At 49.5% G+C, this 18637-nt stretch carries 19 protein-coding genes and 2 tRNA genes; 12 read left to right on the top strand and 9 right to left on the bottom strand.

What is annotated here, in order from left to right:
* Positions 1-193 precede the first annotated feature (193 nt).
* Positions 194-976 (top strand): RNA polymerase sporulation sigma factor SigG, encoded by a 783-nt coding sequence (gene sigG, locus KTH90_RS23635; RefSeq protein ID WP_158355325.1) that lies wholly within the window; start codon positions 194-196, stop codon positions 974-976.
* A gap of 126 nt (positions 977-1102) precedes the next feature.
* Here sigG and KTH90_RS23630 read toward each other — a convergent pair whose 3' ends face one another.
* Entirely contained in the window at positions 1103-1669 is a 567-nt protein-coding gene (locus tag KTH90_RS23630; RefSeq protein WP_158355327.1) for a hydrolase, read from the bottom strand.
* A gap of 346 nt (positions 1670-2015) precedes the next feature.
* On the opposite strand from KTH90_RS23630, the gene KTH90_RS23625 reads away from it, so the two are divergent.
* The 3 genes from KTH90_RS23625 (at position 2016) to KTH90_RS23615 (ending at position 3192) form a co-directional block, all read left to right on the top strand.
* Complete coding sequence (locus tag KTH90_RS23625) at positions 2016-2870, top strand: VOC family protein (protein ID WP_238727546.1); 855 nt, start codon at positions 2016-2018, stop codon at positions 2868-2870.
* Positions 2871-3025: 155 nt separating this feature from the next.
* A tRNA-Val gene (locus KTH90_RS23620) sits at positions 3026-3098 on the top strand.
* Between the two features lie 20 nt (positions 3099-3118).
* Positions 3119-3192 (top strand) — tRNA-Met (locus tag KTH90_RS23615).
* Between the two features lie 142 nt (positions 3193-3334).
* Here the strand turns inward: KTH90_RS23615 and KTH90_RS23610 are convergent.
* Genes KTH90_RS23610 through KTH90_RS23600 form a run of 3 tightly spaced genes read right to left on the bottom strand, consistent with a single transcriptional unit; the run spans position 3335 to position 4888 of the window.
* Complete coding sequence (locus tag KTH90_RS23610) at positions 3335-3691, bottom strand: response regulator (RefSeq protein ID WP_238727545.1); 357 nt, start codon at positions 3689-3691, stop codon at positions 3335-3337.
* A gap of 22 nt (positions 3692-3713) precedes the next feature.
* A complete protein-coding gene (locus KTH90_RS23605; protein ID WP_238727544.1) occupies positions 3714-4232 on the bottom strand; it encodes a sensor histidine kinase in 519 nt (172 codons plus the stop codon).
* A 47-nt stretch (positions 4233-4279) separates the two neighbouring features.
* The gene (locus KTH90_RS23600; protein ID WP_158355335.1) at positions 4280-4888 is read right to left on the bottom strand and encodes a hypothetical protein; all 609 of its coding nucleotides are present in this window, start codon (positions 4886-4888) and stop codon (positions 4280-4282) included.
* 120 nt (positions 4889-5008) lie between these two features.
* Here KTH90_RS23600 and KTH90_RS23595 point away from each other — a divergent pair, with 120 nt between their 5' ends.
* On the top strand, positions 5009-5545 hold the full coding sequence (locus KTH90_RS23595; RefSeq protein WP_158355337.1) for a hypothetical protein: 537 nt from the start codon (positions 5009-5011) through the stop codon (positions 5543-5545).
* Positions 5546-5574: 29 nt separating this feature from the next.
* Here the strand turns inward: KTH90_RS23595 and KTH90_RS23590 are convergent, their stop codons facing one another.
* From KTH90_RS23590 to KTH90_RS23580, 3 genes are all read right to left on the bottom strand, one after another.
* A complete protein-coding gene (locus KTH90_RS23590; protein ID WP_158355339.1) occupies positions 5575-6705 on the bottom strand; it encodes a sensor histidine kinase in 1131 nt (376 codons plus the stop codon).
* Positions 6702-7388, bottom strand: coding sequence for a response regulator transcription factor (locus tag KTH90_RS23585; protein ID WP_158355341.1), 687 nt, complete (start codon positions 7386-7388; stop codon positions 6702-6704). The genes KTH90_RS23590 and KTH90_RS23585 overlap by 4 nt, the downstream gene beginning before the upstream one ends.
* Positions 7389-7488: 100 nt before the next feature.
* A complete protein-coding gene (locus tag KTH90_RS23580) occupies positions 7489-10074 on the bottom strand; it encodes a M13-type metalloendopeptidase (protein WP_158355344.1) in 2586 nt (861 codons plus the stop codon).
* 402 nt (positions 10075-10476) lie between these two features.
* On the opposite strand from KTH90_RS23580, the gene ispF reads away from it, so the two are divergent.
* From ispF to sigH, 7 genes are all read left to right on the top strand, one after another.
* Positions 10477-11052 (top strand): 2-C-methyl-D-erythritol 2,4-cyclodiphosphate synthase, encoded by a 576-nt coding sequence (gene ispF / locus KTH90_RS23575; RefSeq protein WP_158355346.1) that lies wholly within the window; start codon positions 10477-10479, stop codon positions 11050-11052.
* Positions 11053-11072: 20 nt separating this feature from the next.
* On the top strand, positions 11073-12143 hold the full coding sequence (locus KTH90_RS23570; protein WP_238727543.1) for a GNAT family N-acetyltransferase: 1071 nt from the start codon (positions 11073-11075) through the stop codon (positions 12141-12143).
* A 243-nt stretch (positions 12144-12386) separates the two neighbouring features.
* Positions 12387-13052, top strand: a complete 666-nt coding sequence (gene epsC / locus KTH90_RS23565) for a serine O-acetyltransferase EpsC (protein WP_158355350.1) — start codon at positions 12387-12389, stop codon at positions 13050-13052.
* Positions 13049-14446, top strand: coding sequence for a cysteine--tRNA ligase (gene cysS, locus KTH90_RS23560; protein WP_158355352.1), 1398 nt, complete (start codon positions 13049-13051; stop codon positions 14444-14446). The genes epsC and cysS overlap by 4 nt, the downstream gene beginning before the upstream one ends.
* 92 nt (positions 14447-14538) lie before the next feature.
* Positions 14539-14973, top strand: a complete 435-nt coding sequence (locus KTH90_RS23555) for a Mini-ribonuclease 3 (protein WP_158355451.1) — start codon at positions 14539-14541, stop codon at positions 14971-14973.
* Positions 14974-15102: 129 nt separating this feature from the next.
* A complete protein-coding gene (gene rlmB / locus KTH90_RS23550; protein ID WP_158355354.1) occupies positions 15103-15843 on the top strand; it encodes a 23S rRNA (guanosine(2251)-2'-O)-methyltransferase RlmB in 741 nt (246 codons plus the stop codon).
* A 3-nt stretch (positions 15844-15846) separates the two neighbouring features.
* The gene (gene sigH / locus KTH90_RS23545) at positions 15847-16464 is read left to right on the top strand and encodes an RNA polymerase sporulation sigma factor SigH (RefSeq protein ID WP_158355357.1); all 618 of its coding nucleotides are present in this window, start codon (positions 15847-15849) and stop codon (positions 16462-16464) included.
* 237 nt (positions 16465-16701) lie between these two features.
* Here the strand turns inward: sigH and KTH90_RS23540 are convergent, their stop codons facing one another.
* A complete protein-coding gene (locus KTH90_RS23540) occupies positions 16702-17448 on the bottom strand; it encodes a collagen-like protein (protein WP_158355359.1) in 747 nt (248 codons plus the stop codon).
* A gap of 17 nt (positions 17449-17465) precedes the next feature.
* Positions 17466-18539, bottom strand: coding sequence for a BppU family phage baseplate upper protein (locus KTH90_RS23535; protein ID WP_158355361.1), 1074 nt, complete (start codon positions 18537-18539; stop codon positions 17466-17468).
* Between the last annotated feature and the right edge of the window lie 98 nt (positions 18540-18637).

The raw sequence follows: 18637 nt of genomic DNA, 5'->3' as shown, positions 1-18637 counted from the left end.
GCCACCAGCTAATCGCATCTGGTGGCAGAAATAATTTTTATTTTTTTTAATTGTCTACTTGACGGGAAGCAGTTCATGATCCTGTTTTTTGTCAAGGGGCTTTATTTTTTATATTTTTTATATTGTCGTATATTTCAACTTTAATGTGAGAATTCTTCTTAATAGAAAATAGTTTCAAGGAGGATTCTGGGTTATGGCTCTTAATAAGGTTGAGATCTGCGGAGTGAATACATCTAAGCTTCCACTGCTCAAGAATGACGAGAAGGAAGCTCTTTTTGCGCGTATAAAAGAGGGCGATACGGCGGCTAGGGAAACTTATATTAAGGGTAATCTGCGGTTGGTTTTAAGTGTGATTAAAAGATTTTCGAACAGCAACGAAAATGTGGATGATCTGTTTCAGATCGGCTGTATCGGGTTAATAAAAGCGATCGATAATTTTGATTCCACATTGGATGTAAAATTTTCTACTTATGCGGTTCCGATGATTATCGGGGAGATCCGGAGGTATCTGCGGGACAACAATGCGATCCGGGTGAGCCGTTCCCTGAGGGATACTGCCTATAAGGCGATCTACGCAAAAGAGAATCTGATGAAAAAGAATCTGAAAGAGCCTACGGTAAACGAGATCGCAGATGAAATCGGAATATCCAAGGAGGATATCGTGTTCGCCCTGGATGCGATTCAAAGCCCGGTGAGCCTGTATGAGCCCGTGTATACGGAGGGCGGTGACGCGCTGTATGTTATGGACCAGATCAGCGATAAGAAAAATAAAGAAGAGCGCTGGATCGAAGAACTGTCCCTGAGCGAAGCGATGAAAAAACTGGGGGAACGGGAACGATACATTATCCAGCTGAGATTCTTTGAGGGAAAGACACAGATGGAAGTGGCGGAGGAGATACACATTTCTCAGGCACAGGTCAGCAGGCTTGAGAAAAATGCGCTGCATAATATGAGAAACTATCTGATAGAGAAATAGAGGAGTACTTACCTTTTGCCTAAAAGAAATGCTGCTATGTATGGTGATAGGCTCGGGATGGTGTAATCTTTTGTTATTGCAATTGTCACACCATAAGCCTGCCATCACACATAGCGGCATCTTTTTTTAGTCCACAATATCCGGAATCGAACGCATGGCCAGAATCGTGCGCTGGCTTAGATCAGCCAGATCTAAGCCCAGCATATCGGCCCCCTTCTGGATGATTTCCCGGGAACAGCCGGCGGCGAAACTGGGAGTCTTGAACTTCTTTTTAACGGATTTTACTTCCAGATCCTGTACACTTTTAGACGGACGCATCACGGCTACCGCGCCGATCAGACCGGTCAGTTCGTCCACAGCGAACAGAACCTTTTCCATTTCATGTTCCGGGACGATATCTACGGTGATACTATAACCATGGCAGGCGGTAGCGTGGATGATTTCATCAGACAGCCCTTTGGCCCGCATAATCTCCTGGCTTTTTATACAATGCTGCTCAGGAAAACGCTCAAAATCCAGATCATGGAGCAGGCCGACCTGTCCCCAGAAATCGCTGTCAGCCTCATATCCCAGCTCTTTCGCAAAATACTTCATGACACCCTCTAGAATCAACGCGTGCTTTAAATGAAACGACTCCTGATTATATTCATTCAGAAGCTTCCAGGCATCCTCTCTTGAAATATTACTGTCCATTTCATCGCGACCTTTCTTTTGTGATTTTATGCCATCCAAGGGGTGGCATTTATGTAACAAAAAGTTATAACTAAATGAATTATAAACAAAACCGGAAAAGAATACAAGTCCGGCTAATTTGTTCTCATTTGATGGGGGACTTGCGAAAAGCTGCTAAACGTAGTAAATTCTATAGTAGAACAAAATTCATTGATTTACTAAGTATGAAGAGCAAAAAGAGCGGTGAAGAGCAAAAGAGTGAAGAGTGAAAGAGTGAAGAGTAAAAGAGTGAAGAGTAAAAGAGTGATGAGTTAAAGAATGATGAGTTAAAAGAGTGATGAGTTGTAAAGAGTTGGGAGCGATAAGAATGAAGTTAAGTGAAAATATAATGGGAGTGCAGCACCTGGGTATTCCTACGGCGGATCTTTCCGGATCGGTTGTATGGTATGAAGAGAACCTGGGGTTCCAAAAATTTTATGAGAAGACAGTCTGGAGTGATGGAAAGTTAAACGCAGCCTTTCTGAAATTAAAGGACCTGGTGATCGAACTCTATGAGCAGGCAGGATCTGGTCAGGAAATCCTATCCCGTGGTGACGGTATCCTGGATCACTATGCCATAGATGCGCCGGACTTTGATAATTGTTGTCAGAGAGCAGAAGCAAAAGGTCTGAGATTTCACGCCTCAACCCCGAAAGGGGCGGTACGATACGAAAATATCGGTCCTAAAGGAGTGCGGGGAGCGAATTATGTGGGGCCTAATCAGGAAGTAATCGAGCTTTGCCACAACTGCTCCATAAACTATGGTTATCGGACAGGACTGCAGGGATGGTCTCATCTGGCCATAAAAGTCAGTAATCTGCAGGCTTCTATTTCCTTCTATGAAAACCTGGGCTTTTCCAAGGCGGGGGAAGGTTATCTGGATACTCCGGACGGCAGGCTGTACATCGGATTTGTCGACAACCATGGATTCCAGCTGGAACTCATCCAATTGACCGGGGCGGGGCTTGAGAAACTGAAAAGTCGGGGAAACGGCCGCATTGACCACGTTGCCCTCAGCGTAAAAGACGCGAAAGAGGCATTCTATGAGGCTAAAAAATCAGGCTGCCATGTCCTTGATCTGTTTCTGAAAGAGCTGCCATTCTTTGAACATGGAATTCGTTATTTTACCATACTGGGGCCGGACGGCGAAAAAATTGAATTAAACCAGATACGATCCTGGTAAAAAATTTGATTGAAACTGACCTACAACCGTGAAAAAACAGGTTCTTTGTGATAAAAAAATTATTTGAAAAATTTGTAAAAAAAGTATTGACTTTTAGTCGAACTCAATAGTATAATAGCAAAGCGGGTCAGCGGTAAGACAGGCCCGCAGGAAATGGGATCTTAGCTCAGCTGGGAGAGCATCTGCCTTACAAGCAGAGGGTCACAGGTTCGAGCCCTGTAGGTCCCATCCTTTAAAAAATTATATATGGCGGGATAGCTCAGTTGGCTAGAGCACGCGGTTCATACCCGCGGTGTCGGGGGTTCAAATCCCTTTCCCGCTACTAAAAAATCCGGATATTATATCCGGATTTTTTAAATTGTAGGAATGACAGCGGCCGGATCATCAACTGCGCACCCGGGATAGTACCGCACAGAGCTGTTTGATATCAAGGGGCTTGCTGATATGAGCATTCATCCCGGACGCTAATACCGCAGATACATCTTCCTGAAACGCATTGGCAGTAGTTGCGATAATCGGGATGCGTCCGGCATCTGGACATCCATTAAGATGGCGTCAAAATAACCCGGTTCCGATTCAGAAAATTGGTCTACGGCCTCTTTTGATCTGGACATACCAAACGCCCCATTTGTGACACTGACCAATGTATTATAGAGGGAGGACTGGAACAGCGGCTTCATAATAAAAGCATTTGCACCTGCTGCACGGGCTTCCTCTTCGATTTCAGACCAGTCGTAGGCGGAAATGATGATGATCGGAGTGTCCCGGCCTACCTTATCCCGAATACGCCGGGTCGTTTCCAGACCATCTATATCAGGCATCTTCCAATCTATGAAACAGACATCAAAGGATCGTCCTGCCGTCTGAGCCTCGACTCGTCCCTTCATCGGGGGTGCTCTTGACATCAATGTATCCCCCCATCAGAGATACCAGGTTTTGTGTGATCGACATGCCAAGTCCTGTTCCGCCATATTTTTGGGTAATCGATGCGTCCGCTTGTTCAAACGGCGTATAGAGCCGGTCCAGCGCGTCCTTATCCATTCCGATTCCGGTATCCGAAACAACAAAGCATATCCTGCTGCTCTGGCCCCGGGGCGGTAAATGGAGGACTTCCAAACTTACCCTTCCTCCCCGCGGTGTAAACTTAATTGCGTTGGAGATCAGATTGAGAAGTATCTGGTTCAGCCGGAGGGAGTCGCCCAGATAAGTTGTATGTTCTGAAAAACCGGTGGCTTTTTCGGTAAATAGCAGCCCTTTGCTACTGGCCTGGGGATATACCACGGTAACGAAATTATTGAGAAATTGATACAGTTCAAAAGGTTCCCTGCTCAATTTTACACGGTTGCTCTCAATTCTCGACATGTCCAATACATCGTTGATCAGCATAAGCAGATGCTTGGAGGAGTAGCCTATCTTATCCAGACAGTCTTCCACGCGGTATCGGAGAGAAGCTCAAATTGCCGGTTTTTCTCATAAAGCCGCCTGCTCATCTTTCTAATCATGTACAGGAATAAGAATAAGCTGAACGTGACAGCAGTGATAATAATAATTGACCATAACAGCGAAGAGTTGCCCAAGTGGTTTGCTGAGGTAAAAATATCCTGCTGGGTATTAGGAACAAAGGAAAGAATTTGCTGTGCGTTTTGTTCTAATGTCTCATACAGCGGATAGAGTTTTTCCTCTTCATACGCTGCGATTACATCGGTTGTAGAGCTTTGCAGCGCTGCGAATTCGAGGAGTTGTTCGTGGGCGTCCCGTATCTCGTGAAAGGATAGCTGCAGCGCGTCCGTATCTTCCTTTGGGCCCAAATACAGATTATCGATTTCGTCTAACAGCACTTCCATATCCGCATAGATTACGTCCAGTGCATGTCCGACCATAGCTACATCTTCAGGTTGATTATAGGATTGCAGCCGCTCTGCCCGCAGCCTCATGAGTGCCAGATCGGTTTTTACATCGCTGATATCCCCGTTTACAGTAAATGGGTGCTCTGCTATTAATTTTACCTGCGAGGTCAATTTAGTAGTGCTCAAAATCGTTACGAGTAAAAAAAGGAGGAGTAAAAAGAGCATTGAAATCATACCGATCTGGGTAGTTCTTTTGATAGCTGTATCTGCCTGTTAAACAGTATCGGAGCGGTGAAATCATCCCGGACGCTAGGGGCACTTGTACTTTCCCCGTCGCAAAGCACAGACAACTGCGACTTTACGCAGCCGGCTATCCGTGGCCGCCTGCTGGAGCTGGCTGAAGGTCTGCAGATATACGCGCTGTCTTCCAGAGCAGTGTCGAAGATCACACTGGATTCATTGGACACAGATGCGCTTTGTCAATGGAAACAGCGCATGTACGATGTGCAGATCAGTCAGCGCTATGAGCTGACAACCTATGTTTCCCTGGAGATGATAGCCAAATACGCCCCTTATCGAACAGTCAGAATCATTTACTCGGAGCTTTTAAGACTTCTCTTTTGGGGAAACCCGCTTCGTGGAATGAGAGGAGACACCAAAGACAGGAATCAATATTTAGAGCCTGCTTTTAAGCGAATGGTCAGCGCCCTTATAGAGCGGGATTTCACCACCAGTTCCGCCGCATTGGAGGAATTATTGGTCTTTGAGCTGCGTATCATCGAAAAACAACTGAAAAAGCTGGGAATTCTTAAGAGGATACCATCCTGATGCCCGACAAAAACGACGTCTGGGATCGGCTACCGTTTGTTTAACCTGACGGTAAATAGGGAGCCAATATCTTTAGTGCTGGTCACTTTAATTTCTCCGCCGTGACGCTCCAGGATCATACTGACCACAGACAGACCCAGACCGGAGCCGGGAATCTGCTGGGAGCGGGAAGGAGCGGCCCGATAGAAGGCCTCGAAGATATGGGGGAGGGCATCCGCTGCGATGCCGATGCCGCTGTCGGCCACCTGGACGAAGACGGCTGACGCTTTCTGTGCCAGGGTGATTTCAACGGTTCCGCCAGGGCGGTTATATTTGATCGCATTTTCGATCAGGTTGAAGAACGCCCGGTAGAGGAGGTTTGCATTCCCCTGTACAGCAGCCGCCTGCCCCAGGAGGGTCAGTGTGACTGCGTGTTCCTTTGCCCGGCTGGAAAGCTCCCGAACCGCCTGGTCCAGCAGGGGCCGGAGTTCTACCGATTCTCCTATGGGAGCGGACTCCAGATTTGCCAGGGAGAGAAGTCCCTCCACCGTCTTAATGATGCGTTCCAGGCTCTCACCGGTGTCCGCCATAAACTCCCGGTAGTCGGATTCTGTTGGGTGCGGGTCCATCTCCAGCACCTGCAGGGAGGACTTTATGACAGCCAGGGGCGTTTTCAATTCATGGGCCGCGTTGGCGGCAAAACTTTTCTGGATCAGGAAGGAACTTTCTAAACGGTCCAGCATTCCATTATAGGATTCGGTGAGGGCAAGCACCTCTCCCTGGGCGCCGATCCTGGAGACACGCCGGTCCAGATGCCGGTCATCCACTTTCCGCACGGATGCCGTCAGATTTTTCAAGGGGCGCAGGACCTGCCCTGTGGCAAGGAACGTACACCCCAAGGCCAGGAGCACGATGAGTGCCATGGCCACAAGGGCCTGGACGGAGAATTTTTGGGATGCCTCCTGATAGTATTCGAAGGGGGACTGCAGTGTGGGATCAAGCTTTGCGAGCTCTTCCAGGGCGGGGTCTATTTCTATCAATCCCGATTCCATCAGCTCGGCATAGTTACCGTAATAGGTGCGGGCGGCAAAGAGAGAGTTCGTCGTCAGCAGCAGGCAGGCCGCCAGCAGGATCACTCCCACGATAACCGTCAGACGGATCTGTAAATTCCATTTTTTCATGACAGCTCCTCCCTGGGTGCCTGAACGCGGTAGCCCTGCCCTCTCTGGGTAATGATATAATCCTTCGCTCCCGCTCCGTCAAGTTTCTTGCGCAGGGAATGGATATGGAACCGGAAGGAATTGGAGAAAGGGTCGATCTCACTGTCCCAGGCATGCTCAATCAGTTCCTCCGCGCTGATCACCCGATCCGTATGAGTCAGCATATATTCCAACAGCGTGTACTCCTTACGGGTCAGCACCACCGATTTCTCACCGCACCATACTTGGCGGGCCGCCGTGTCTATCCGCAGGAGGCCGCAGCGCAGTTCGGTGGGAGATGTGGTGAAGTTCCTGCGCAGGAGACCCCGGATGCGGGCTTCCAGCTCCCGAAACTCAAAGGGTTTGGTCAGATAGTCATTGCTGCCCTCGTCCAGTCCGCTGATTTTATCTTCCAAAGTATTCCGGGCGGACAGGATCAGGATGCGGAAGTCGGCGTTCTTTTCACGGATAAGCCGCAGAACTTCCATACCATCCAATTTGGGCAGGTTCAGGTCCAGAATCATCAGGTCATAATCGTTAAGACCGTACAGAGCAAGGGCTTCTTCACCGTCGTAAGCGCAGTCTACCGCATACCCCAGCAGTGTAAGTCCTTTGGCTATATTTTTAGATAATAATTTTTCGTCCTCCACCAGAAGAAGTTTCATAATCTCACATCCTTTTTTCCAGCATACTGGACTTTTACAGGCTTGTCAACGGAGGAGGCAGGGGAAGCGCTGCTTCCGTCTTAATATTGCCAATATCATCTTACCATATTACAATGCGGTCCTCTGGGGCCACGTACATTCCATCACCGGGGACGATACCGTAGGTGTCAAAGAACTCCTGGAAATTGGAGAGTACACGGTTGGCCCGCAGGATGTTGGGGGCGTGCTGGTCGGTCTGGGCCAGCTCGGACAAAGTGTCATAGCCGGCGACTTTAATCCAGTACCGGGCATAAGACCGGAAAAAGGCGTCGTAGTCGGGGTTCTGCCTGGAAGAAAGTATTTCCAGACCACAGGCGATGCCGCCGATATCGGCGATATTTTCACTCAGGGTCTCTTTGCCGTCGGTGGGGATGCCGGGGGCAGCCTCATAGCCGTTATAAAATGTCTCCGCCTTTTGGCATAGTTCCTGGAAGTGGGTGTAATCCTCGTCTGTCCACCAGTTGCGCACGGTGCCGGTTGCGTCATACTGGGCGCCTCCGTCATCAAACAAATGGGTGATTTCATGGGCGATGGTGCTGCCGATGGCCCCCAGATTGGCCTCAAAGGAAGCGTTTTGGTCATAGAGGGGGGATTGAAGGATACCCGCAGGGAAAATCAGCGTGTTAGTGTTCCGGCTGGCGGCAGCGTTGACGGTAAAGGCTGCCATGGGGAAACGGCGGGGATCTATCGGTTCATCCAGACCTTTAACCATATTTTGCCATTTGTCCGCTTCCGATGCCGCCATATTTGAAAAATAGCTTCCGCCGTCATAGACGCCTCTGATCTCAGCGCTGTTGAAGTTCCACTTATCCGGATAACCGATGAGTACCGTGAGGGAGTCCAGCTTCTTAATGGCCTCCTGTTTGGTGGTCTGATCCATCCAGTCCAGACGGCCGATACGGGTCTTAAAGGCCTCGGTCAGCAGATGAACCATTTCCTCGATTTCGGACTTTGACTCGGCTGGAAAATAGCGTTCTACGTAGAGCTGGCCCAGCTCATCGGAAAGGTAAGACTGCACGGCCTCGTTGGCTGCTTCCTCATAATCATCACCCTGGTAGCCGTGGTTCTCTGCCAGTTCCTGACTGAGGCTGCGGCTGTATCCGGTGATCAGGGCAATCTTCTGTAAAGCCTGAAAGAGATCCAGGTTCTCCTCAGTGAACCAGGCGGCAAAGGCGGCAAACTGCTTGTCGTCAAAGACCTCCATGAGGAAGTCCGATTTTAAACCGATGGCGTGAATTAGTTCCGAGGGTTTGGCTTCGGGCATCAGTTGGTCCAGAGACTCTGGGGTGTAGCGATTGGTCTGGCTCAGCAAGCTGCTCAATTCTTCAGGACTGGAGGCGTTTTCCGCAAGGTCTTTTTCCATACGGAGGATTCCGTCGGCCAGACGTTCTGCCTCAGCCTGGCTCTCACCTGCTGCTACAAGCTGATCCACCATGGAAGCGCGGTATTCTTTTATCATCTCATTGTCTGAGTCTGCGTAGTCTTCCTGGGAGAACATAGGGGTCAGGGTCATCAGCTGCATGACTTTCCGGCTGCTGTCCTGGGTATCGGTGACCGCTACCATGGGGAAAAGACCGTTGCCTAAGTTGCCAAGCTCTCTGACCGTCTGGGCGATAGCGGCATTCAGCCCGGAGAAGTTCTGAGCCGCGTCCACGGCGTCCAGATATTTTCGCAGAGGTTCGATACCTGCCGCGTTGCGCTGCTCTAACGCCAGGATACTCATGTAAAAGTCACGGATTTTTTGTTCGGAGCTGCCCTGGGGATAGTCCCTGCCGCTGTTTACGATCTCCAGAATCAAGTCATGAACCTGCCTGTTCGTGGCGGAGGTAACCGCGCTGGAGCCACCTGCGGCAGAACCGTCTGCAGGGATCTTCAAAGCGTCCATCTCACTCTTATTGACGGTCGTGTAAAAGTTATCTTTCAGATTAGTGCCGAATGCCTGGAAGAAACGCTGGGCGAGGATTTCCGCATCCTTTTGAGTGACGGCGGCATTCATCTTATCGTTACCGGAATTGTCTTCGGAAGCGGAGACCATAGTGTCGGAGAGCCGGGCGGGATCAGCTTCCACAGAGTCTGCCATGTCTGTGCTGGGGGCAGCTGTCGTTCCTTCTTTATCGGCGGACGGTGTATCCTGATCCGCTGCTTTGGGGGCTGATGCGGATAAGGGCTCAAATTCTGATGTCTCAGATGTTGTCTCCGATGTCATCACCAGTATATTCAGGTCCAGATCGGAGGCTGCCAGTACACCGCCGTTAGACAGGCTGCGCAGTACACTCCAGGACCATTCGGGGGCATCGGTCAGATCTACGGCCGGTGGGGCGGTATTCCTGCCGTTGCCTGTGGGAACGGGCAGCTCACCAAAGGCCCGGCCGGCCAGGACAAACATCTGTAGCCGGGTGGCCTGTTCCGATCCCGTAAAGCCTTCCAAAACTACGGCCCGGCCGGTACCGGGATGATAGTCATCCGCTGCCTTCATGAAGTAATCGGCAAGCTGGCCTGTCGTTAGGTTTTCTGCCTCGTTATCTGCCGGAACCGGAGAAGCACCGGAGGTGGTACTGTCCCCTGGACCGGGACCTGCACAGGCGGTCAGCGTCATGATAAGCAGGAGAATTCCTGCGGTTAGTCGAGTAAAAAGCTTTCTTTTCATAAAAAAATATCCTTTCTATTCTCGTAATGTATCTGAGCAATACGGGGTACTGGGGAAATGATATCATACGGATTGTTAGATTTTCGTTAGGACAAGGCGGAAGATAAGATTTCCTTTTTTTGTCTTCCGTAAATCACATTTTCCGGGGTTAAAATTGGGAAAAAGGAAATTTTTATTTTCATGAAAAAGGAACTATGATAAAATGAATTACGCATGGATATTGGAAGAACATGGGAGATACGTAAAATATGTTCCCGGACCAGATAATAAGGAAAATACGGACCAGTACCGGTATGGAATATGAGAAAAAGATAGATTGAATCGGGGATGGCGGGAAACGGCCCCTGATATACATATTGTATGGAAAAAACAGGATACTAGAGTACAGAAAGGATGATAATTATGAGAGTTGGTATGGGTTACGATGTTCATAAATTAGTTGAGGAAAGAGAATTGATTCTCGGAGGTGTTCGTATACCATTTGAAAAAGGGCTGCTGGGCCATTCGGATGCCGATGTGCTGGTACATGCGATCATGGATGCCCTGCTGGGAGCCGCTGCCATGGGGGATATCGGGAAACATTTTCCAGACACAGATCCGGCGTATAAAGGTGCCTCAAGTATCGCTCTGCTCAAAGAGGTAGGGCAGCTGCTGGCGCAGGAATGTTATGTGATTGAAAATATAGACGCCACGATTGTCGCGCAGCGGCCAAAACTCAGGCCATATATAGAAGAGATGGAGCAGAATGTGGCTGAGGTCCTGCTGCTGGCAAAAGACCAGGTGAATATTAAAGCTACCACAGAGGAAGGACTGGGATTTACCGGCACGGGCCAGGGCATATCCGCGCAGGCTATATGCAGTCTGACTACCCCAGCCAATATGGTAAGTCTGGATCCAATGATGCAGCGCCCCTGTGAAGGCTGCGGCGGATGCAGTCAGAGGAAGAGTCAGGCAGATGCGGACCAGAATAAAAGATGAGTCAGACAGAGGATGAAAGAATGCAGATCAGATATCTTGAACAAAAGGAAAAAACAGCCACCAGAACGCTGTACGAAAGTGCGTTCCCTTCCGATGGAAAAGGATTTGTAGATTATTATTATCAGGAGAAGGTACGGGACAACCGGATTCTGATCCTGGAGGAGGATGGCCATATCCGTTCCATGCTGCACCTGAACCCTTATGCGGTGTCGGTGAGGGACCGGTGTTACCCGTCGGAATACATCGTGGCGGTGGCTACGGACGCGGCTTACCGGCACCGGGGATATATGCGCAGACTGCTGGAGCGCATGCTTTTGGATATGAATCGGGAAGGAAAGCCCTTTGTTTATCTGATGCCTGCTGCCGAGGAGATTTACCTGCCGTTTGGTTTCAGGACGGTTTCGGCCCAGGTCAGCTGCGAGCCTGTGCCGATCGGGGAAAGTGCTATCCGTACGCGGGAGGCAGCGTCGGAGGATATATCCCGGCTGGTTGCATTTGATGAGAAATACCTGCTGCCCTGTTATGATGTCCTGACAGTACGGGATGCCGCCTATTATGATAGGCTCCTTGCCGAGCAGAAAAGCGAGGGAGGATGTATCCGGATCTTTGAACAGGGCAGCACGATTATAGGACATGTCATCTGCGACCGGGTAAAGGGAGAAATCTGCCGGGAAGAGGGGCAGATGGAACGGAATGTGAAGGAAACCTACCGGGATCCTGTGTTTATGCCGGGTCATGCGGGGATCATGAGCGTGACGGCAAAGGAAGCCCCTCCGCTTATTATGATTCGTATCACCAGTCTCGAACGGATATTAGAGCCGATCACATCAGCCAGGCCGGTGGAGCTGGTTCTGGAAGTGGATGATCCGGTCATATCGGAAAATGCGGGGATTTTCAGGTGGAGCCTGAGTTCCGATGGGAGCTCTGTGCAGGCTTGTAAGGAGCCGCCGGAGTGGAAAGTCACGATCGAAGAGCTGGGAGAGTTTTTGTTCGGGGTAAAGAAGGCGGAAGAGTGGGGAGCGGAACCGGTATCTCGCAAACTTCGATCTATCCAGCCGTTTTGCAGCATGTATATACAGGAAATTGTTTAAAAAAATAGTAGCGCTCGAAAGAACCTCGCTGACTATTTTTCATGCATCGCACGTAAGTGCCCCAAATACGGGCACTAAGTGCTGATAGCTAAAAAAACAGCGTAATGATTCCTTATTTTATAGGTCCTTATTTTAAGGTTATTGACAAAATCAGGGTTATTACATACACTATATAAGATAAGGCTCTCACGTGAATGCAAGGCTTTTGGAGCTCGTGAAGGCAAACAGAAAAGGTTGAAGGATATGGGTATTATACGTTATATTAAGGAAGAAATAGAAGTTATCAGGGAGCGGGACCCTGCCATCAAGACCGGCGTGGAGGTCCTTTTGTATCCCAGTTTTAAGGTGATCCTGCACTACCGGCTGGCGCATAAGCTGTATCTGTCGGGCCATTATTTCTGGGCCAGATGGATCTCCCAGCGTGGAGCCAGGAAGACCGGGATCGAGATTCACCCGGGAGCCACGATCGGAAAGGGATTTTTTATCGATCATGGGAGCGGTGTGATTATAGGAGAGACCGCGATCGTCGGGGATAACGTTACCTTATATCAGGGTGTCACTCTGGGCGGTACAGGCAAGGAGCACGGCAAGCGGCATCCGACCCTGAAGGATAATGTCATGGTGAGCGCCGGCGCGAAGATTCTGGGCTCCTTTACGATCGGGGAGAATTCCAAGATCGGGGCCGGAAGCGTGGTGCTGGAGGAAGTACCTCCCAACTGTACGGTTGTGGGTGTACCCGGGCGTATCGTAAAGCAGGATAATATAAAAATACCGAGAAGCGACATGGATCAGATCCATCTGCCGGACCCGGTGCTGAGCGACCTGTCTCAGCTGCGAAAAGAAAATATGGAACTGCGGGAGCGTCTGACCCGACTGGAAGAAAAGCTGGATAAAGGAGAAGAAAAATGAAGTTATACAATACACTGACCAGAAAAAAAGAGGAATTTATACCGCTGGAGCCGGGCAAGGTAAAAATGTATGTCTGCGGCCCTACGGTCTATAATCTGATTCATATCGGCAATGCAAGACCGATGATATTCTTTGATACAGTGCGCCGGTATTTGGAGTACAAAGGATACGATGTGAATTATGTATCGAATTTTACGGATGTGGACGACAAGATCATCAACAAAGCGATTGAAGAAGGCGTATCGGCCAATGAGATCGCAGAGCGGTATATAGAAGAGTGTAAAAAGGATATGGCCGGCATGAATGTGAAGCCAGCCACCGTTCATCCTCTGGCAACCCAGGAGATCTGCGGTATGCTGGATATGATCGGCACGCTGATCGAGAAGGGGTACGCCTACGATGTGGATGGCACAGTCTATTACCGGACTAGAAAATTCAAGGATTACGGTAAGCTTTCCAAGAAAAATATCGATGACCTGGAGGCAGGTGCCAGAATCGCCGTGGCGGAGCAGAAAGAGGACCCTATGGATTTCGTGCTCTGGAAACCGAAAAAAGACGGGGAGCCTTACTGGGAGTCCCCCTGGAGTGAAGGACGTCCCGGCTGGCATATTGAGTGCTCTGTCATGTCTAAAAAATATCTGGGTGATGAGATTGACATCCACGGCGGCGGCGAGGACCTGATTTTCCCGCACCATGAGAATGAGATCGCCCAGAGTGAGGCAACCAGCGGGAAATCATTTGCGAAATACTGGATGCACAACGCATTTTTAAATATTGACAATAAGAAAATGAGTAAGTCTCTGGGCAATTTCTTCACCGTCCGTGATATCAGTGAAAAGTACGATCTTCAGGTACTGCGTTTCTTCATGCTGAGCGCTCATTACAGAAGCCCGTTGAATTTCAGCGGGGATCTGATGGAAGCGGCTAAAAACGGGCTGGACCGGATCGTAACCGCGGCTGAAAATTTGAAACATCTGGTGAAATCGGCCGGACAGGGGAACATGAGCGAAGAGGAAGGAAAGCTGATTGAGGAAGCGGATTCCTTTATTAAAAAGTTCGAGGAGGCCATGGATGACGATTTCAACACGGCAGATGCGGTATCCGCGCTGTTCGAGCTGGTGAAGTTCGCCAACACCCATGCTTCGTCAGATCATTCCGAAGAATTCCTGCAGAACCTGTTGGATAAAATCGTAAAGCTCAGCGATATCCTGGGCCTGATCGTACTGAAGAAAGAAGAGATTCTGGATGAGGATATTGAAGCACTGATCCAGGAGCGCCAGGATGCCAGAAAGTCGAAGAACTTCGCAAGAGCGGATGAGATCCGGGATCAGCTGGCCGATATGGGAATTCTGCTGGAAGATACCCGGGAAGGTGTAAAGTGGAAGAGAGCGTAAGGGTAGAGAAAAGTGGCAGTGTGGAAAAAAGTAGTATTGCGGAAAAAAGTGTAAGTGCAGAAAATAATGTAAGTGTGGAAACAAGTAAAAATATGAAAAAAGGGAACGTGGATCTGATTGCTTATATGAAGGAAGCGTTCTATCTTCCTGCGGTGGATGTGGATAGATATTCCCCGCTGGCTCTGGCTTATATAGGGGATGGAGTCTACGAGCTGATTATCCGCACCATACTGGTGGAGCAGGGGAATACGAAGGCAGGGAAACTGCATAAGCGGGCCAGCGCGCTGGTGAAGGCATCGGCTCAGTCTGCCATGATGGAAGTGTTAAAACCGCTTCTGACGGATCAGGAAATGGCGGTTTATAAGCGGGGGCGTAATGCCAAATCACCCACGATGGCGAAAAATGCCACGGTGGCGGATTACCGCAGGGCCACCGGGTTTGAGGCGCTGATCGGCTGGCTGTATCTGAACGGGGAATATAAGCGTATGGTGGATCTTGTGAAGGCGGGGCTAAAAGAAGTGGCCTAAGGAAGCAGTCTCAAGAAGTGACCTAAGGAAGCAGCTAAAATGGGAATTTTAAGAATAAAAGAAGATAAAATCTAAGAGGTTGCATAAAGAGCGTATGGAGAATTACGCCAGGAGGAGTTAACAAGCAGGATGAGATACGAAGAATTTACGATAGAAGGCAGAAATGCCGTATTAGAGGCTTTCCGCTCAGGCAAGACCATAGACCGGCTGTTCGTGCTGGATGGATGCCGGGACGGAGCGGTTTCCACGATAACCCGGGAAGCCAGGAAGCATGACACGATGATCCAGTTCGTCACCAAGGAGCGGCTGAATCAGATGTCGGAGACCGGAAAGCATCAGGGCGTGATAGCCTATGCGGCGGCCTATGAATATGCCGATATCGATGACATGTTCCGGCTGGCCGAAGAGAAAGGTGAACCGCCGTTTCTGATTCTGCTGGATAATATCGAAGATCCCCACAATCTGGGCGCGATCATCCGGACGGCGAATCTCTCAGGCGCTCACGGCGTGATCATACCGAAGCGGCGGGCCGTGGGACTGACGGCCACTGTGGCGAAAACCTCAGCCGGAGCGCTGAATTACACGCCGGTAGCCAAGGTGACGAATCTGGGCGCCACCATCGAGGAACTGAAAGAGCGGGGCATGTGGTTCGTATGCGCGGACATGGACGGAGAGCTTATGTACCGGCTGAACCTGACCGGACCGATCGGGCTGGTGATCGGCAGCGAGGGGGAGGGCGTCGGCCGTCTGGTAAAAGAAAAATGTGATCTGACCGCCTCTATTCCGATGAAGGGCGAGATCGATTCACTGAACGCATCGGTAGCTGCGGGAATTCTGGCGTACGAGATCGTCAGACAACGGTTGGGGTAGAAGATGAAAACATACGGTGATTATTCCGACGAAGAATTGATACGGATGCTTCGGAGCGGAAAGGTTGAAATCACGGACTTTATCATGGAAAAATATAAGAACCTGGTCCGCAAGAAGGCGCGGGCCATGTACCTGATCGGCGGGGACAATGACGATCTGATCCAGGAGGGGATGATCGGCCTGTTCAAGGCGATCCGGGATTACCGGGAGGAAAGGGAAGCCTCATTCTTTCATTTTGCCGATCTGTGCATCAGCAGACAGATCTACAGCGCGGTGGAGATGTCCAGACGGAAGAAACATCTGCCGCTGAATACATATGTCTCGCTGTATGAGGATACCTCGGAAGGCGGGGAGGACGGACTTACGCTGGTGGAAGCTTTGCAGTCCATATCCGATAAGAATCCGGAGGAGCTGCTGATTGACCAGGAGGCCGCCGTGTCGCTGGAGAAGCGGATCGATCGGTCCCTGAGCGATTTTGAGAAGGAAGTGCTGGACAGGTACCTGGCCGGAAATAATTATGCACAGATCGCGGCAGCCCTGGAGAAAACCCCGAAGTCGGTGGATAACGCGCTGCAGAGGGTCAAAAATAAGCTGATGGATGTGCTAGAGGATCAGGGATAGATGGGTTAAGATTTTGGGTTGTATTAGAAATATTGTAAGTACTAATTGTATTAATGAGATAGAAAAGCCGGAGAGTGGACGGCGCTGCGGCAATGGATCGTAAAAAAAGAGCCATAGCTTAAATAAATAGATATTCCCATAGCTTCCATTTAATTAATTGAAATAAGATTCTGTATTTCGGGAAGAGGAATATCATTTATAGGGCTATGACTCTTTTTGATTGATTATTTCGGGGATTCAGTTTGCAAATGTAATACTTCCAAAAGACACGTTGCCTGGAATTCCATTGCGTACGGAGATATTACCATCGGAAGTTATCTGGCACTCCACAGGATAAACTTTATTTATGTTGCTGCCTACGGTTGACATGGATACATACATAGTCTGTCCGGGGCGTTCCGGAATGGTTCCGATTCTAGTCCAGGATGCCGTCGGATTTTCGATGCCTACGGTGATATTGGCACAGACGATGTGTCCGACTTTATACCAGCTGTTGGAACCGGGCATCGTATAGTTTACATTTGAAATATAAGAATATTGGCCATTGGAGCGGGCGCTGGTACTCGATTGCAACGCGGCGATATCGCTGGCTATCGATTGGCTCAGTGAATTATGATTACCTTTCAGCTCATTGATGGCGGCAACGAGATTTGTTTTCGTGGCGGTTGTGAGGCTGTTCAGGGTTCCAACGGCAGCCTTGAGTACGTCGAATCTTTTTCGGATTTTACCGAATAAGATGGAGATCGTATTTCCACTGGCGAGATCCGCGTCTGAAGAAGGAATGGAGAAGGTTATCGGGGTATCCATTTGTAAGGTACTGGGATCGCCTTTGGCGCCTTTGTCCCCTTTGTCCCCTTTGGGTCCTGCAGGACCAGAAGGACCGGTCGGGCCGACCGGTCCTGTTGGCCCCTGCACGCCTATATCTCCTTTTAATCCCTGGATTCCCTGAGGACCTCTGAAATTACCTATTATTAGTTTTGGCATGTGCTTCCATTCTCCTTTCAGGCGTCCGGTATGATATAGTATATATTCCCAGATACGTCGACTTCGAATTGGGGAGGGGTTATGTCGTCACCGAAACAGACGTACAGATTACCGTCCTCGTCACCGGCGAATGCAAACATGGAATTTGCCGGGACTATGACACCGGTATCTCCGCGCTCGCCAGTAGGTCCCCTTTGGCCTGTTTGCCCCTGAATACCTTGAGGCCCCTGCGGACCTGTCGCTCCTGTCGGACCGGTTGGTCCTTGCAGACCCGTGAATTCACCATTGTCCCGCCGGGTGGTGATATCAAGAACTGCCATATAGGAATCCGTAACTGCGTTCTGTGTTTCCAGACATGCTGTTTCCGTATTAGTCAAGACGGTTTCCGACCTGGTGATCAGAGTGTTCATTTTGCTATTCCGCTGTGTTTCTGCCTCTTGGCGTTTTTTTTCTGCAGATTCGCGCTGTTTATCCGCTTCATTTCTTAGAGCTTCTGCAAAAGACCGGGCGGTTTCCGATGTGACGCGGGAAGCTTCCGTGCGTGTTACGTCAGACTCCAGTGAACGGAGATCCGCGGTAGCCTGGATACATTCTTCCGTTATGACTGTGTATTCTTCGTTGAGAATGGTAAAATCGTTAATTACTTTGTCAACACGCTGCAGAGCTGCCAGAAGATCGCTGAATTCATCGGAGCTGACAATATGGGCCTCATCGATCATGCCGCCTTTGATACGGATCTTAAATAACGAAGTCTTCAGGACAGTGATTCCCTGGGTGATGGTCCCGTCCTGTTGAAATTGAGTATCTGTGTAGAAGGAGATTTTGCAGTTACAGATTCCTTCGGTGGTACACATTTGTTCGGTGATGGGAATGACGACTCTGTTGTCTCTGATCGCTGCCTCACGGTTGATTGTTTTGTTATCGGGTTTGTCGTATTGGATTTTTGCTTTGATATCAGAGGGAAGAAGGCAGGGTTCTCCGTTTACCCTGGGTTCCACATACAGGGTGCGGGAATCCCGTTCACCCTGCTGGAACTCAGCGTATATCCGATCTTCGAATCTTTTCAGATCGACTTTTATACATACATCCAAGTCGGTTTACCTCCTATTCGTTTTCTTCTTATTTTATTACATTGTTTAGTGTTGATTTTGTAATCTAGCTGATTGTCGTTGTTAAAGCAATTAGTGCA

It is taken from the genome of Diplocloster modestus (genome assembly GCF_019042245.1).
Lineage (GTDB): Bacteria > Bacillota > Clostridia > Lachnospirales > Lachnospiraceae > Diplocloster > Diplocloster modestus.
The sequence above is the reverse complement of the archived record's forward strand: the minus strand, read 5'-3'. Positions and strand labels throughout refer to the sequence as shown.